16 protein-coding genes are annotated in these 16,143 nt (G+C 63.9%); 8 read left to right on the forward strand and 8 right to left on the reverse strand.

All coding sequences use genetic code 11. The features are described 5' to 3' along the window. Positions 1-8: 8 nt before the first annotated feature. From NKI06_RS09350 to pmtA, 4 genes are all read left to right on the forward strand, one after another. Positions 9-1,007 carry an LLM class flavin-dependent oxidoreductase gene (locus NKI06_RS09350; RefSeq protein ID WP_352985001.1) on the forward strand — a complete coding sequence of 333 codons (999 nt, stop codon included), beginning with the start codon at positions 9-11 and terminating at the stop codon, positions 1,005-1,007. Between the two features lie 370 nt (positions 1,008-1,377). After that, the gene (gene dnaK, locus NKI06_RS09355) at positions 1,378-3,294 is read left to right on the forward strand and encodes a molecular chaperone DnaK (protein ID WP_023673200.1); all 1,917 of its coding nucleotides are present in this window, start codon (positions 1,378-1,380) and stop codon (positions 3,292-3,294) included. Between the two features lie 219 nt (positions 3,295-3,513). Continuing rightward, entirely contained in the window at positions 3,514-4,644 is a 1,131-nt protein-coding gene (dnaJ, locus tag NKI06_RS09360; protein WP_023681322.1) for a molecular chaperone DnaJ, read from the forward strand. Positions 4,645-4,761: 117 nt separating this feature from the next. Further along, positions 4,762-5,367 (forward strand): phospholipid N-methyltransferase PmtA, encoded by a 606-nt coding sequence (pmtA, locus tag NKI06_RS09365; protein WP_023687484.1) that lies wholly within the window; start codon positions 4,762-4,764, stop codon positions 5,365-5,367. A gap of 96 nt (positions 5,368-5,463) precedes the next feature. On the opposite strand, the gene NKI06_RS09370 is transcribed toward pmtA, so the two are convergent. Beyond that, on the reverse strand, positions 5,464-6,372 hold the full coding sequence (locus tag NKI06_RS09370; RefSeq protein WP_352985002.1) for a LysR family transcriptional regulator: 909 nt from the start codon (positions 6,370-6,372) through the stop codon (positions 5,464-5,466). 122 nt (positions 6,373-6,494) lie between these two features. On the opposite strand from NKI06_RS09370, the gene NKI06_RS09375 reads away from it, so the two are divergent. From NKI06_RS09375 to NKI06_RS09390, 4 genes are all read left to right on the forward strand, one after another. Further along, positions 6,495-7,106, forward strand: coding sequence for a LysE family translocator (locus NKI06_RS09375; RefSeq protein WP_352985003.1), 612 nt, complete (start codon positions 6,495-6,497; stop codon positions 7,104-7,106). A 120-nt stretch (positions 7,107-7,226) separates the two neighbouring features. Continuing rightward, positions 7,227-7,823, forward strand: a complete 597-nt coding sequence (locus tag NKI06_RS09380; RefSeq protein WP_023673195.1) for an NADPH-dependent FMN reductase — start codon at positions 7,227-7,229, stop codon at positions 7,821-7,823. Then, a complete protein-coding gene (gene pyrF / locus NKI06_RS09385; RefSeq protein ID WP_352985005.1) occupies positions 7,820-8,533 on the forward strand; it encodes an orotidine-5'-phosphate decarboxylase in 714 nt (237 codons plus the stop codon). Before NKI06_RS09380 ends, pyrF begins: the two co-directional genes overlap by 4 nt. Positions 8,534-8,546: 13 nt before the next feature. Then, a complete protein-coding gene (locus tag NKI06_RS09390) occupies positions 8,547-8,834 on the forward strand; it encodes a DUF1330 domain-containing protein (RefSeq protein WP_023701962.1) in 288 nt (95 codons plus the stop codon). Between the two features lie 18 nt (positions 8,835-8,852). Here NKI06_RS09390 and NKI06_RS09395 read toward each other — a convergent pair whose 3' ends face one another. The 7 genes from NKI06_RS09395 to NKI06_RS09425 form a co-directional block, all read right to left on the reverse strand. Beyond that, positions 8,853-10,106 (reverse strand): low temperature requirement protein A, encoded by a 1,254-nt coding sequence (locus NKI06_RS09395; RefSeq protein ID WP_352985006.1) that lies wholly within the window; start codon positions 10,104-10,106, stop codon positions 8,853-8,855. A gap of 90 nt (positions 10,107-10,196) precedes the next feature. Continuing rightward, entirely contained in the window at positions 10,197-11,258 is a 1,062-nt protein-coding gene (locus NKI06_RS09400; protein WP_352985008.1) for a D-alanine--D-alanine ligase family protein, read from the reverse strand. Positions 11,259-11,361: 103 nt separating this feature from the next. After that, complete coding sequence (locus NKI06_RS09405; RefSeq protein ID WP_031208463.1) at positions 11,362-12,237, reverse strand: SMP-30/gluconolactonase/LRE family protein; 876 nt, start codon at positions 12,235-12,237, stop codon at positions 11,362-11,364. Next, complete coding sequence (locus NKI06_RS09410; RefSeq protein ID WP_023692987.1) at positions 12,237-12,878, reverse strand: 2-dehydro-3-deoxy-6-phosphogalactonate aldolase; 642 nt, start codon at positions 12,876-12,878, stop codon at positions 12,237-12,239. Before NKI06_RS09410 ends, NKI06_RS09405 begins: the two co-directional genes overlap by 1 nt. 22 nt (positions 12,879-12,900) lie before the next feature. Beyond that, on the reverse strand, positions 12,901-13,845 hold the full coding sequence (locus tag NKI06_RS09415) for a 2-dehydro-3-deoxygalactonokinase (protein ID WP_352985084.1): 945 nt from the start codon (positions 13,843-13,845) through the stop codon (positions 12,901-12,903). Positions 13,846-13,850: 5 nt separating this feature from the next. Further along, positions 13,851-14,618 carry an SDR family NAD(P)-dependent oxidoreductase gene (locus NKI06_RS09420; protein ID WP_023692985.1) on the reverse strand — a complete coding sequence of 256 codons (768 nt, stop codon included), beginning with the start codon at positions 14,616-14,618 and terminating at the stop codon, positions 13,851-13,853. A 169-nt stretch (positions 14,619-14,787) separates the two neighbouring features. Continuing rightward, positions 14,788-16,137 carry a putative bifunctional diguanylate cyclase/phosphodiesterase gene (locus tag NKI06_RS09425; RefSeq protein ID WP_023681311.1) on the reverse strand — a complete coding sequence of 450 codons (1,350 nt, stop codon included), beginning with the start codon at positions 16,135-16,137 and terminating at the stop codon, positions 14,788-14,790. Positions 16,138-16,143: the final 6 nt, after the last annotated feature.

The raw sequence follows: 16,143 nt of genomic DNA on the forward strand, positions 1-16,143 counted from the left end.
TGAGGCCCATGACCGCACTTTCCGTTCTCGACCTGTCGCCGATCGTCGAAGGCAGCGACGCCTCGCAATCGCTGGCAAATTCGCTCGACCTGGCCCGCCATGCCGAGCGGCTCGGCTACAGCCGCTACTGGCTGGCCGAGCACCACAACATGCCGGGCATCGCCAGCGCGGCGACCGCCGTGGTCATCGCCCATGTCGCCGGCGGCACCAAGACCATCCGCGTCGGCGCCGGTGGCATCATGCTGCCCAACCATGCGCCGCTGGTGATTGCCGAGCAGTTCGGCACGCTGGCGGCACTGCACCCCGGCCGCATCGACCTCGGCCTCGGCCGCGCGCCCGGCACCGATATGGGAACAGCGCGCGCGCTGCGCCGCAATCTCGAGGCGTCAGACAATTTCCCCCAGGATGTCGTCGAGCTGATGGGCTATTTCCAGCCGGCCGCGGAAGGCCAGCGTATCCACGCCGTGCCCGGCGAAGGCCAGAAGGTGCCGGTCTGGATCCTCGGTTCCAGCCTCTATGGCGCGCAGCTCGCCGCCATGCTCGGCCTGCCATATGCCTTCGCCTCGCATTTCGCGCCGGCCGAACTGGACCATGCGCTGGAGATCTACCGTTCGCGCTTCCAGCCTTCGGAACAGCTGGACAAGCCCTATGTCATGCTCGGCCTCAACGTTTTCGCCGCACCGACCGACTCCGAGGCAAAACTGCTGTTCACCTCGCTCCAGCAGGCCTTCGTCAATCTGCGCACCGGGCGGGCCGACCGCCTGCCGCCGCCGGTCGAGGGCTATGACCAGACGCTCGAGCCGATGGCAAAAACCATGATCTCGCAGGCGCTGTCCTGCGCCGTCGTCGGCTCCCCCGAAACCGTCCGGCAAGGCATAGACGCCTTCGTGCGCCGCACCGGCGCAGACGAGCTGATGGTGACGGCGCAGATCTTCGACCATGCGGCACGCGTGCGCTCGTTCGAAATCCTGGCCGAGGCGCATAAATCGCTGTCGCAGGCCGCGTGACGCTTTTGCCTGTGTCTGCTGTGGGCAGGCGCCTTCCTCAGCCAGGAGCCGCCTCTCTCACGCATAGGTGACGTTTTCTTGTGGTTTCGAAGCCCTGACTGGGCGCTTCGCCGGGGGATCGCGCAGATCCTGGGGTTTTGAGCGCGGTTTGAGCACATCCGGGCCGCCGGGCGGCTGTTCAAAGGCGCCAAGCGCGGCGCGGTGGATGCCATGCGCAGAATGCTTGCGCCCGATGCCGCCTGTTCTTATATACGCGCCAAGCCGCCCAGTGCCGGATGCCGGTTGCCGGAGCGGAATTTCTTGTGAACAGGGGCTTTCGTCGGAACGCCTTACGGGTCCTGAGAGCCTGCTTAGCGGAGAGACTAGAAAAATGGCAAAAGTAATCGGTATCGATCTCGGCACCACCAACTCCTGCATCGCCATCATGGATGGCAAGGAGCCCAAGGTCATTGAAAATGCGGAAGGCGCGCGCACGACGCCTTCCATCGTCGCCATCTCGGGCGACGGCGAACGTCTCGTCGGCCAGCCGGCCAAGCGCCAGGCGGTCACCAATCCTGAAAACACCATCTTCGCGGTCAAGCGCCTGATCGGCCGCCGCTATGACGACCCGGTGACGGAGAAGGACAAGAAGCTTGTCCCCTACAAGATCGTCAAGGGCGACAATGGCGATGCCTGGGTCGAGGCCGGCGGCAAGAAGCAGTCGCCCAGCCAGATCTCGGCCATGATCCTGCAGAAGATGAAGGAAACGGCGGAGGCCTATCTCGGCGAGAAGGTCGAGAAGGCGGTCATCACCGTTCCGGCCTATTTCAATGACGCCCAGCGCCAGGCCACCAAGGACGCCGGCAAGATCGCCGGCCTTGAGGTGCTGCGCATCATCAACGAGCCGACGGCTGCAGCACTTGCCTACGGCCTCGACAAGAAGGATGGCAAGACCATTGCCGTCTATGACCTTGGGGGCGGCACGTTCGACATTTCGGTGCTCGAAATCGGCGACGGCGTGTTCGAAGTGAAGTCGACCAATGGCGACACCTTCCTCGGCGGCGAGGATTTCGACATGCGTCTCGTCGAATATCTGGCGGCCGAGTTCAAGAAGGAACAGGGCATCGACCTGAAGAACGACAAGCTTGCGCTGCAGCGCCTCAAGGAGGCGGCTGAAAAGGCCAAGATCGAGCTGTCGTCGACGACGCAGACGGAAATCAACCTGCCCTTCATCACCGCCGACGCGACCGGCCCCAAGCACCTGACGCTGAAGCTGACCCGTGCCAAGTTCGAGCAGCTGGTCGACGATCTCGTCCAGCGCACCATCGAGCCCTGCAAGGCGGCGCTCAAGGATGCCGGGCTGAAGGCTGGCGAGATCGACGAAGTGGTCCTGGTCGGCGGCATGACCCGCATGCCCAAGATCCAGGAGATCGTGAAGCAGTTCTTCGGCAAGGAGCCGCACAAGGGCGTCAACCCGGATGAGGTCGTCGCACTCGGCGCCGCCATCCAGGCCGGCGTGCTGCAGGGCGACGTGAAGGACGTGCTGCTGCTCGACGTGACGCCGCTGTCGCTCGGCATCGAGACGCTGGGTGGCGTGTTTACCCGCCTGATCGAACGCAACACGACCATCCCGACCAAGAAGAGCCAGGTGTTCTCGACCGCTGAAGACAGTCAGTCGGCCGTGACCATCCGCGTCTTCCAGGGCGAGCGTGAAATGGCTGCCGACAACAAGGCGCTCGGCCAGTTCGACCTGGTCGGCATTCCGCCGGCGCCGCGCGGCGTGCCGCAGATCGAGGTCACTTTCGACATCGACGCCAACGGCATCGTCAACGTTTCGGCCAAGGACAAGGGCACCGGCAAGGAGCACCAGATCCGCATCCAGGCCTCTGGTGGCCTTTCGGACGCCGACATCGAGAAGATGGTCAAGGACGCCGAAGCCAATGCCGAGACCGACAAGCAGCGGCGCGCTTTGGTCGAGGCCCGCAACCAGGCCGAGGCGCTGGTGCACTCCTCCGAGAAGTCGCTGAAGGAATATGGCGACAAGGTTTCGGAAACCGAGCGCACGGCGATATCGGAGGCTATCACGGCGCTGAAGGCTGCTGCCGAAGGCGACGATGCCGCCGACATCGAGGCCAAGTCGCAGACGCTTGCCGAAGCATCCATGAAGCTCGGCCAGGCCATGTACGAAGCTTCGCAGAAGGAAGCGGCGGAAGCCGACGCCAAGGCGGACGCGGCCAAGGATAGCGATGTGGTCGACGCCGATTTCGAGGAAATCGACGAAAACGACGAGAAGAAGAAGTCGGCCTGACCGGTTGACGGCAAATAAAGCGGAAAGCCCGGCGCAAAGCCGGGCTTTTTTGCAACCCTCGCTGAAAAAGTGCGGGCCTTGCCGAAAAAGTCACTGAAAAACACAGGCACAAGCGCGCCGGCCCTAGCATCCGGGCATCACCGCTCCTAAATCGAGACAACGTGCCGGCAAACGACGCAACATGCATCAAGACGTTGAGCATCCGGACTGCGGGAAAAGATGAAAGCTGATTTCTACGAGACGCTGGGCGTGCAAAAGGGCGCCGACGAGAAGGAGCTCAAGAGCGCTTTCCGCAAGCTCGCCATGCAGTTCCATCCCGACCGCAATCCCGGCGATCACTCCTGCGAGCACAAGTTCAAGGAAATCAACGAAGCCTACGAAACGCTGAAGGACCCGCAGAAGCGCGCGGCCTATGACCGTTTCGGTCACGCCGCCTTCGAGCAGGGCGGCATGAATGGCGGCGCGCAAGGTTTTGGCGCCGGCGGCTTCGCCGACATTTTCGAAGATATTTTCGGCGACATGATGGGCGGGCGCCAGCGCCGCTCGTCGGGCGGCCGCGAACGCGGCGCCGATTTGCGCTACAATATGGAAATCACGCTGGAAGAAGCGTTTGCCGGCAAGACCGCGCAAATCCGCGTGCCGGCCTCGATCTCATGCACGGAATGCTCCGGGACAGGCGCCAAGCCCGGCACCCAGCCGGTGACCTGCTCGATGTGCCATGGCCACGGTAAGGTACGAGCGACGCAAGGCTTCTTCTCGATCGAGCGTACCTGCCCGCAATGCCAAGGCCGCGGGCAGACGATCAAGGACCCGTGCCCGAAATGCGCCGGCCAGGGCCGCGTCACCGAGGAACGCTCGCTGTCGGTCAATATCCCGGCCGGCATCGAGGATGGCACCCGCATCCGGCTTGCCAATGAGGGCGAGGCGGGCCTGCGCGGCGGCCCATCGGGCGACCTCTATATTTTCCTGGCGGTGAAGCCGCATGAATTCTTCCAGCGCGACGGCGCCGATCTCTACTGCAAGGTGCCGATATCGATGACGACGGCCGCCCTTGGCGGCTCGTTCGAGGTGACGACGCTGGACGGCAGCCAGACCAAGGTGAAAGTGACCGAAGGCACGCAGAACGGCCGCCAGTTCCGCCTCAAGGGCAAGGGCATGCCGGTGCTGCGCCAGCCCAATGTCGGCGACCTCTATATCCAGACTGCGGTCGAAACGCCGCAAAACCTGTCGCGCCGCCAGCGCGAGCTGCTGGAGGAGTTCGAGCAGCTGTCGTCGAAGGACAATTCGCCCCAGTCGAGCGGCTTTTTCGCCCGCATGAAGGACTTTTTCGAATCCTTCGGCGAGCACTGAACCCAAACCAAGGCCGCCACGCTTCCCGAACGTCATCAACATCTTATGCCAGATCGCGCCTTGCCTTGGACCTGTTAGCTGCTAAGTAGCGTTCGGGGAGTGTTGAGGAGAACTTGCATGGCACGTGGTCCGGGATTGCGGAAGGCGCTGGCGGAAAAGTTCGACGACGAACTCAAATTCTTCAAAGGCTGGATCGACAAGCCGAAGTCGGTCGGTTCGATCGTGCCGACAAGCTCCATCACCGCCCGCAAGATGGCTTCCATCGTCAATCCGAAGTCCGGCCTGCCGGTGCTTGAAGTCGGACCCGGCACAGGCGTCATCACCCGTGCAATCCTCGCCCAGGGCGTTAAGCCCGAAAACCTGTACGCGGTCGAATATTCCACCGATTTCGTGCGCCATCTGCGCCAGCTCTATCCCGGCGTCAACGTCATCGAGGGCGATGCCTTCAATCTCAACGCCACGCTTGGCGAGAAGAGCGGGATGGTTTTCGATTCCGTCGTCTCCGGCGTGCCGCTGCTCAATTTTCCGGTCGCACAGCGGATCGCCTATATTGAAAGCCTGCTAGACCGCATCCCGGTTGGACGGCCGATCGTGCAGCTGACCTATGGGCCGTTGTCGCCGATCCCGCCCGGCCGCGGCAATTACACGGTCAAGCATTTCGACTTCATCTTCCGCAACATCCCGCCGACGCAGCTGTGGATCTACCGGCGCGAAGCGCATTAGCTTGGTATCGAGAGCCGAAGAAGTCTCTGGCGCCTTGTAGAGGATCGACGTCTCCCGAAGGAAGCTCGATTGAGGGTCGATCCACATCCTTGACTGTTATCCGCCTCGCAAACTCGTGGCGACCTCTCTGATCGCCGTGCACATGGCCCGCACGGCCGTTGCTTCGGCGCTGCTGGAGAACAGAAGCAGCAGAGGCCGACGCGCACGCGGCTCAAGAGGACGCCTCGCGACCGTTCGCTGCCAATCGGCCGGAAACGCCAGGCCTGGCGCAATCGACAAACCGCGCCCGGCCCCAACCAGAGCAAGCAGCGCCGCCATATCGCTCGCCGACAGGATGACAACTGGCGCAACGCCAAAATCCTGGAACAATTCGGCAAGCATTGGTCCGCAGCCGCCGCTCGACATGATGAATGGCTGGCCGTCGAGAGCGCGGATCGGAAATGACCCGCCTTGGACTGAGTTCTTTTGCGATGACGCCACAAAGAGTTCGTCGTCGACAAGTTCCTCGGCTTGGCAATTGCCGGCGATGTAGGACAGTCCAATATCGGCGGCACCGCGATCGACCCACTCCGCCACCTCGGTATCCGTGCCCAAGAGCAGTTCGACAGCAAGCTCCGGGTGCCGGACGGAAGTAATGTTCAACGCATATGGAGCAATCTTTACCGAGGCGCTGCTGACCAGCGCGAGCCGTACTCTGCCTTTGATGGAGTGTTCCCGTAGGCCGACAAGACGGCCTAAAGCATGCAAAGCGGCGCGCGCCGCGTCCAAAGCCGCCTCGCCGGTTGCGGTGAAAGCGACACCGCGCCGATCACGTATGACGAGGGGCGCGCCAACGATCTCCTCCAGCGCCTTCATTGCATGGCTTATGGCCGATTGAGAAAGACAGAGCCGCTCGGCGGTTTTGGTGAAGCTGCGCGTCTCGCTGAGCGATGTCAGGACGCGCACCATCGTGATGTTGATATTAGCTTTGTTCATGGCTGCCGAAATATCTTTCATTTCGCTCATATTAAAGAGCGCTGTAGGTTTTGTGAAGGTGAGGGAAACGACCCTCGAAATCGGCGAGCGGCTTTCCTGGCCTCTCCGGCATGCAGGCGTGCGGTACGACGAGACTGAAACTGGAGCATCGCATGAGCTACCTTCCGCAATTCCTGACCCTTGCTTCGGTCTTCCTGCTCGGCGCCATGAGCCCGGGACCCGATTTTGTAGCCGTGACTTCCCATGCGCTGATCAGCCGTCGCGCGGGGTTCCATGTGGCGCTTGGCATTGCCGCAGCGATCATGGTGTGGGCGGCTCTCGCGATGTGTGGCCTGGGCCTCGTACTGACGCAGATTGCATGGGCTCACCTTGCCGTCCGGATCGCCGGTGCCGTGTATCTCGGTTACCTGGGCAGCAAGATCCTTTTGTCGGCTTGGCAGGCGCGGCCACCGCTGGCCGTCGGTGGCGCAGAGACTACGGCTCCTTGGCGAAGCGGATTCGTTGTCGGAATTACAAATCCGAAGACGGCCGCGTTCTTCGCGAGCCTGTTCATATCGGTATTGCCGATGCAGGCTCCGATCTGGGTCCAGGCAGTGTCGCTGGCCATAATCGGGCTGGTCGCGATGGCGTGGTTTGGGCTTGTCGCGCTGATGTTCTCCACAAGAAGGGTTCGGTCGGCATATGGCAGCGTCCGCAGGCCGATAGATGCCTTGCTCGGAGTTGCACTCATCGCGCTGAGTGCAAGAATTGCGGTCACCCACTAGCAATAGCCCAGCTGCTCGGCACACCTTCGCGCGCTTGCCCCCCGATCGTTTCCGTTTTTTGAGCCAGTGCGTTGATTTGCGCAGCCTCTGGCTGTACCTGTCCGGGAACAAGAGTGGCCAATGGCTGTGATCGCGAAAATCCTCGTCTTCGCCGGCTCGGTGCGCAGCGGCGCCTTCAGCGGCAGGACCGCCGATGTGGCGCAGAAGGAGCTGGCCATGCAAGGCGCCGAGGTGACGCGCATTTCGCTGGCCGACTATCCGCTGCCGATCATCGACGAGGACCTCGAAAAGGAAAAAGGCGTTCCCGACAACGCCGTGAAGCTCGGCCGGCTGATCGCCGCCCATGACGGGCTACTGATCGCGACGCCGGAATATAATGGCTCGATCCCGCCACTGCTCAAGAACACGATCGACTGGGTAAGCCGGGTGCGCCTCGATGGCGGCTGGCCGGTGAGGCCGCTTGTCGGCAAGGTCGCCGGCCTGTGCTCGTCTTCCAACGGACATTTCGCCGGGATCCGCTGCATCAACCATCTGCGCGCCGTGCTGGTGCGCTGCCAGCTGGAGATGGTGACGCCGGAATGCTCGGTATCCGATGGCGGCAGTGCCTTCGACGGCGACGGCAATTTCAGGGATGAGAGACTGACCAAATCGATGGAGCACCTATGCCGCACGCTGATCGAAACCTCGCGCATGCTGTCGACCCGGACCGGGGCATGATTTCCACAGCCATGCAGGCCCATACCATGAGAGAAAGGCTGATCGTCGGCCTCGACGTGCCGACGGTGAAAGAGGCCGAACAGGCGGTGCAGGAGCTCGACGGCGTCGTCTCCTTCTACAAGATCGGCTATCAGCTGGCCTTCGCCGGCGGGCTCGACTTCGCCAGGGAGTTGGCCAGCGGCGGCACCAGAATCTTCCTCGACATGAAGCTGCTCGACATCGACCACACGGTGGCCAAGGGTGTCGAGAACATCGTGCGCATGGGCATGACCATGCTGACCATCCACGCCTATCCCAAGGCGATGCGGGCCGCGGTGGAGGCCGCCAGGGGCAGCGACCTGTGCCTGCTGGCGGTCAGCGTGCTGACCTCGATGGACGAGCAGGACGTGATCGACGCCGGCTATGAATATGACCCGCACACGCTGGTGCTGAGGCGCGCCGAACAGGCGCTGCATGCAGGCATGGGCGGCGTCGTCTGCTCGGCCGAGGAGGCGGAAGCGGTGCGCCGCATCGTCGGACCCGACCTGGCGGTGGTGACGCCGGGGATACGGCCCAAGGGCAGCGACCATGGTGACCAGAAACGCGTGGTGACGCCCGGCCAGGCGATCCGCAACGGCTCCAGCCATCTTGTTGTGGGCCGGCCAATCGTGGCGGCAAGCGACAGGCGCGCGGCGGCGGAAGCCATACTGGAAGAGATGCGCGCCGCGTAACGAGGAGAAGAAAATGCGCAAGGGATACTGGATAGCCCGCGTCGATGTGCGCGACGCTGAAGGCTACAAGGACTATGTCGCTGCCGCCAAGCTCGCTTTCGACCGTTTCGACGTGAAGTTCCTTGCCCGTGGCGGTGAGCATGAAAAGGCCGAGGGGCCTGGCCGCGCCCGCAATGTCATTATCGAGTTCGAATCGCTCAGCGCGGCGCATGACTGCTACCACTCGCCGGAATACCAACGCGCCGTCGCCATCCGTCAGAAAGTGGCCGATGGCGAGATCGTGCTGGTAGAGGGTATCTGACGCGCGAAGCTGCTCTGCTCAGTGCGGCGCTTCCTCCTGCGCCAGCACCTCCAGTTGATGGCGGTGCCCCGACAGCTCATAGCCGACAACGGTGACGGCCGGCGCTAGCGTCAGTAAGATGAGGCAGACCGCCATGTCGACGCCGGCAAGGGCGGCGATGATGGCAAGTGCGACGACCGCAGCCGTTCCCGCCAGCAGCCAGACGTGGAGGGGATCGAAGCGCTGGACGAGATAATAATACAGCGCATAGATCGCCCCCAGGAACACGCCTAGCGGAATGGCGACTGACAGCAGGGTCGCTACCGGGCCGTTGTGGGTCTTGTGCTCGATGAAATAGGCCGCGACATGCAGCCCGGCGCCGGTGGCGACGATGGCAGCGACGATCACCATCTGGCCATAGCCCCAGACGAAGGAACGGCTGCGGTGCTGGTGCAGCACCGTCCCCGAGGGCAGCATGTAATAGACCCACCACATGCCGAAGGTGAGACCCATTCCGGCAATGCCGATCAAGGCGGCATCGAGGTTCCAGCCCTGCTCCTCGACCACGGCCGACAGCGTCGCCAGCGTGCCGACCACCCCTTCGCCCAGCGCGATGATGGCGAACAGGCTGTAGCGCTCGGCGACGTGGTGCGCGTGCCAGGGCGTGCCGCCATCCCTGCGCTCGGCGATCGCCGGCCCGGCAAGCTCGATGAGAACCAGGATGGCGCCGAAAGCCAGGCTGGTCTCCAGCGAGAAATCGACCAGTATCTGCACCACCCAGCCGATCTGGGCGATCGCAATGGCGACGGCGTAGGTCAGGCAGGCACGCCGCCGCCCAGGGTCCTGCCGCGCCGCGCGCAGCCATTGGAAGATCATGGCGACGCGCATGATGACGTAGCCCAGCACCATCACCGAATTGTTGAGGTGTTCGCCATGCTCGATCGAGGCGAACATGCGCGGCAGGCCGATGGCCAGCACCAGCACGCCGATCATCTGCACCATGGTGACGAGGCGGAAGATCCAATCGTCGGTGTCATAGGCGGAGGAAAACCAGGAGAAATTGATCCACGCCCAGCAGATGGCGAAGCTGGCAAAGCCGAAGCCGATCAGCGCCGCCGCGTAGTGGCCCTCGGCCAAGGCATGCGCCAGTTGCGACGAGGCAAGGCTGAAGGCGGTGACGAAGGTCAGATCGAACAGCAGCTCGAGCGGCGTGGCGACGCGATGCGCCTCGTGCGGATCGCGCCCGGCCATGCGCCTGATGTGATGGTGGAGGGAGCTTGCTGGTGTGCTCATCGCGCGGCCTTGCCTGAGGACTGTCCCGCGACACTAAAGGTGGAGCAAAAGCCGTCAAGGCGCGGTAGGTCGCGCTGGTCCCTCGACCGTTCAGATCGCCTGTCGGTTCAGTCGGTTCGCCGCCGTCTCGGCAACCGCATCGGCCAGCGTCATGCCCCATTGCATCAGGCAATAGGCGCGGAAATCGAAGCAGGGCAGGCCGGGACAGACCTCGAACTCGATGAGGTGGACATGGTCGTTAGCCTCGACCCTGAAATCGAGGGAAAACACGTCTCGCAGGCCGAGCCCGCTGACCAGCCGCTCGGCGATGCGGCGGATGGTTGCCGCGGCTGCCGGCTGGGTGTCGGCAACCGCCTCCAGCACCGGCTCGCTGTATAGTCCAGCCGCCTTGGCGGCCTCGCCGGTGTCGCCGTAAAGCGCCATCGAGTCCGCCATGGTCTGGAAATCGCCGCCGGAGTCGACGAATGCAACGCCGAGCGCTTCCGCCCCGGCATCCGTTTGCAGCCCAAGGAAGCTGGCGCGGACATTGCGACCGCCGACATAGGGCTGGACGACGACATCGTCGCGATAAGCGGCATAGACCCGCCGGCTAAGCTCCAGCGCATGGGCCAGGTCGTTGCAGCGTGAATCCGGCCAGATGCCTACCTTGGAGCCGAGCCGGTTCGGCTTGACGAACCAGCCGGCTTCCGAAGCTGGCGGGTCGGCCAGCCAGCGGCCGTCGCGGGCCAGGCCTGCCAGCGGCGCCGGCAGGCCGAGCGCGCAAAGCACGGCGCCGGAACGGAACTTGTCCTGGCAAAGCGCGAACAGCGCATCGTCGGCTCCGATGGTTCTAAGCCCATTCAGCCTGGCAAGTGCGGGCGCTGCAGCACCGCGGAAATAGGCAATGCCGTCGGTCAGCGTCCAGACCAGCGTGGTTGCGGGATCGGCCTTCGCCAGCGCGCTTGCCGCATCGTCGAATGCAACCGGCATAAAGGCGAGGCCGCGCCGCCCGCAAGCGGCGGTGATTTCATCGAATTCGGGCGCGAGATCGGTCGATTGCGCCAGATAAGACGAGATTTCCAAGGCGCGCTCGGCGGGAAAGCCGTCGGCGACCAGCCTGTCGAAACAGGCCTTTTCCGGCTCGTGGACGAGGATCAAGGTCGGGCGCGGCATGGGTCAAAGCTTCTCGGTGATGCAGCCACACCATCGCACGGCCAATGCGATCGGCTTGCGCGAAATCGACCCGCGCCCGACGCCTGCACGACAACCGGTACGCTCAGGCGATCAGCACGCGCGGCTCGAAGCGGCCGTTGACGGGGATGTCGAGCAGGAAGGTCATGCCGGCCTGTGGGTCAAGCTTGCGCTGCTTGTCGTCCTTGCCGTTCCAGGCCGAGGTCACCGCCAGCCGATCGGCCTTGGCGCCGACAAAGGCCGGGCACGAGGACTGCCCCGCCGGCGTGGCAATTTCGCGCAACAATGTGCCGTCCGGCGCATAAGCCTTCACCGCCTTGCCGCCCCAGACCGCGTTCCACAGCACGCCGTCGCGGTCGACGACCGAGCCATCGACATAGCCCTTCGACGAGCGATGGTCGACGAACACTTTGGACTCGCCGATCGGCAGACCCGTTGCCGGATCGCAGGCGACGCGCATCAACAGGCCGGTCGCGGTATCGGTGTAGTAAGCGATCGTTCCATCCTGCGAGAAACAGATCGAGTTCGACACGGTGATGCCGGTGTAAAGCGTGCGCAGCTCGCCCTTGAAGAACCAGTAGATGGAGCCGGCGCCCTTCTCCTCACCCTTGCCCATGGTGCCGACCCAGAAGGCGCCACAAGGGTGGACGCGCGAATCGTTGGAGCGGGTCAGCGCATTGTCGGCCTCGATGGCCGTATGCAGCGTCAGCTTGCCGGTCGAGACGTCGCGGACATGCAGGCCAGTCTCGGTGGCGATGAGCTGGCGATTGCCATCGACAATGGCGATGGCGCTGGCCATCTGACCGAGCTCATGGACTTTCCGCGCGCCGGACGTGACACCCTGCTCCAGCAGCAGGCCGTTGACAATGTCGAACCAGAACAGCGTATCGGTGGCGGGATCGTAGCTCGGCCCCTCGCCGAGCTCGCAGACATGGTCCGAGAAAACCGAAACGTTGTCCATCATGCCGCTCCGCCGAAGGCCGCATCCCAGGCCATTACCGCCGCCCGGGCACGCGTGGCCACCTCGTCGACGCTCATGCCGGGTTTGAACAGGCTGGAGCCAAGACCGAAAGCGGTCACCCCAGCGGCTTTGTAGCCGGCAAAGTCTTTCTCGGAAACGCCGCCGACGGCGCCGACCACGGTATCGGCCGGCAGCACGGCCCGCATCGCCGAAATGCCGCTAGGCCCGAGCACGCTTGCCGGGAAGAATTTGAGCGCCGAAGCCCCAAGCCTAATCGCCTGAAAAGCTTCGGTGGGGGTGAACACGCCTGGCATCGTCACCATGCCGTGGTGCATGGCGCGGGCCATGACGTCGGCATCGATGTTGGGGCTGACCAGCAGCCTCCCGCCGGCCTTGGCCAAGGCGTCGACATCGGCTGAAGTCAGCACCGTGCCGGCGCCGACCAGCGTCGTCTTGGGCAATGCGGTGACAATGCTGGCGATCGATGAAAACGGCTCCGGCGAATTGAGCGGCACCTCGATGGCTTCGATACCGGCGTCAAACAGCGCCTGGCCGATGGCAACCGCCTCGCTGGGTTTGAGGCCGCGCAGAATGGCGACAAGACCACGCTTCAGCTTCGGGAAAGGTGCGGTCTGGGTCACGCTGTCACTCCACTCTGGTGAGTCATTTGGCGATCATGCCATTTTCCCGCGCTGCCTCGATAAGGCCGGCACGCACCGCCTCGTCGGCGTCGACCGTCCTGACGGCAAGCCCTGCAAGGTCTAGCGCCTGGCGGTAGAGGGCTGCTAGCGAGCCGGACGCAACCAGCACGATTGCGGTGGTGCTTTCGCCATAGCGGCGGCCCGCCGAGGCGATCTCGCCGCCGATCAGCAGGCCGGACAGGCAAGCGGCGGCATCGTCGGCCTTGAGGTTCTGCAGCAAGCCGGCGGCGCGGATCGAGAACAGCCGCGAGGTGACATCGCCGCCCTCCGCCAAAGCCTTGCGGCACCATTCCTGGAAGAACGGATTGTCCGGAGTGACCGGCTTCGGGCTCTCGCCCAGCGAATGGCGCAGGATAGAGTGAGTGGTCAGCACCGAAAACAGCTCGCCGGTCGGCCAGGTGCAGAAGCCGTCGACCGCGCCGTCTGCGACCAGAACCCATTTCGAATGGGTGCCGGGCATGCAGACGAGATGGCGACCTTTTGCCGGCAAACCGGCGCCGGCAAGCTGGGTTTCCTCGCCGCGCATTACGTCCGGCGCATCTTCCAGGCGCTGCGCCAGGCCAGGCACGATGCGGATGTCGCGGCTCTGGCCGGGAATGCGGGCGGCCCCCGCGAGAATGGCACTGAGCGGCGCCGGCACGGTGACGTAAGGCGCTTCCAGCCAACCCTGGCGCGAGCCGGCCATGCCGCAGATGATGACCGGCAGTGTGTCAGGTGCGCCGAGCGCCGCCAGATGGCCCTCGAGGATGGTCGAAAAGCCGTTTTGCTGCGCGGTGATCAACCCATCATCGCCGCGACGCTCGGCAAGCACCCCGCCCGCCCCGTCGACCAGCCAGACCCGCATGCGGGTCGTGCCCCAGTCGACGGCGGCGACTGCCGGCGTGCCTTTTGCCGGATTTTGATTCACCGGACTCACAGGAAACCCCCGTCGACGATCAACATCTGCGCCGTCAGCATACGCGCGGCGTCGGAGGCCAGGAACAGCACTGTGCCGACGATGTCGTCGGGCTGCATGACCTGCTTGATGCATTGCTTGGCGACATGGGCGGCGAGCCTCTCCTCGGTGACCCAGAGTTCCCGCTGCCGCTCGGTGATCACCCAGCCCGGCGCAATCGCATTGACGCGGATGCCGTCGACCCCAAGCTTGCCCGCGAGACCTTTGGTGAGGCCGAGTATGCCGGCCTTGGCGGCGGTGTAGGCCGGCATATCGGGGTGGTTGATGAGATAGGAGGTTGAGGTGAAGTTGATGATCGACCCGCCGCCGGCCCGCTTCATGCCCGGCGCGACCGCCTGTGCGGTGAAGAAATGCGGGCGCAGATTGACGGCGAGATTGTTGTCCCAGAACTCGACGGTAACGTCGGCGACCTCGTGGCGTTCGTCCCAGGCGGCATTGTTGACCAGCACGGTGACGTCGCCATGCGCCTCAGCCGCTTTGGCGGCCGAAGCGCGCAACGCCTCGACGTCACGCAAATCGGTCTTGAGGTAGAGCGGTCGCCGGCCAAGTTCTTTTTCGACGCGGTCGGCAAGCAGCGTGCTTAGGCCATCGGCGATGTCGATGAAGGCGACATGGGCGCCCTGGCGAACGAAGCCCTCGGTCAGTGCCGCACCAATTCCGGAACCGCCGCCGGTGATCAGCACCGAGGCTCCCCTGAGGTCGGCAAAATCGGCCGATGGCATCATATTTTTCTCTCCCGATCCGGTCGGCGCGCATCCTATCCAGCCAAGTCCGGGGAGCAAGGGCGAAAACGGCGATTTGTTTGGCTTATGTCAGACAAAAGGACGCAAGATGGCGGCCACAGTCGATCTTGGCTCGCACCGCTGACTTGCTCGACGCAGGCAAGACCGCCGGTCAGACTGCCTTGGCGTAGAGGGCGCCGCGATAGGAATCGCGGAGGTAGCCGAGCGTGGCGTCGGCGTCGACCGGTTTGCCGAAGAGATAGCCCTGGCCGCCGGCGCAGCCGAACTGGACGAGGCGGTCGGCCTGCGCCTCCTCCTCGATGCCTTCGGCGACGACATCCATGCCGAGCCCTTCGCACATGGCCAGAATGGCGCGGATGATGTGTTCCGACGGGCGGTCGTCGAGGATCGAGGAGACGAAGGCGCGGTCGATCTTGAGCTTGTCGAAATGGAATTCGCGCAAGCGGCCGAGCGAGGACTGGCCGGTGCCGAAATCGTCGAGCGAGACTCGGATGCCGACGCGACGCAGGTCCTCGACGATCTTCTCGGCCGAGGCCGGATCGTTCATCAGGCCGGTTTCGGTGATCTCGATCTCCAGCCGTCGCGGATCGAAGCCGGTGCGGTCGAGGATCGACAATATGTGCAGGCCGGTGTTCTGGTCGACGAGTTGCGAGGGCGACAGGTTGAAGGACAGGAACAGGTCCTTCGGCCAGCTGCGCGCCGCTTCGGTCGCCTTGCGCAGCACCAGCTGCGATAGCGGGCCGATGATGCCGCGCTCTTCGGCGATCGGGATGAACACGGTCGGCGGCACCACGCCGAGGTCGCGATCGGTCCAGCGCGCCAGCGTCTCGAAGCCGATGGTGCGGCGGGTGGTCAAATCGACGATGGGCTGGAAATGCGGTTCGACCTCACCGGCCGAGACGGCACGGCGCAGCGCCTGTTCGATGCGGGTGACGCGCTTGGCCGCCTCTTCCATTTCGCGGGTGTAGACGACGACGCGGCCACGGCCCGAACGCTTGGCGTGGTAGAGCGCCGTTTCGGCCTTGTTGACGAGGATTTCCGTGGTTTCGTCGCCGGAATAAAACAGCGAGCAGCCGACCGAGGCCGAAAGCCTGGCGGTGCGTTCGCCGACATCGTAGGGCGCCGACAGGATTTCGATCATCATGCGCGACTTCTCGGCCGCCGCCTCCTCCGAGAACACCATCGGGTAGAGGAAGGCGAATTCGTCGGCACCGATGCGGCAGACGGTGGAGTGGCTGTCCATCGAGGCGCGCAGCCGCATCGCCACCTGGATCAATATGTCGTCGCCGGCCTTGTGGCCGAACAGATCGTTGATCGGCTTGAAGCCGTCGAGGTCGAGAATGCCGACCGTGAACGGCGCGGGATCGTCTGCACGGTCGCTGATCAGGCGATCGACCTTGTCGAAGAAGCGGCGATGGTTGCCAAGCCCGGTCAGCGCATCGGTGAACGCCAGATCCGAGTTTTCCCTGCTTGCCTGCCCGGTGCCAAACGTCGTTTGCATCGGTAT

Source organism: Mesorhizobium sp. M0772 (assembly GCF_040320135.1).
Lineage (GTDB): Bacteria > Pseudomonadota > Alphaproteobacteria > Rhizobiales > Rhizobiaceae > Mesorhizobium.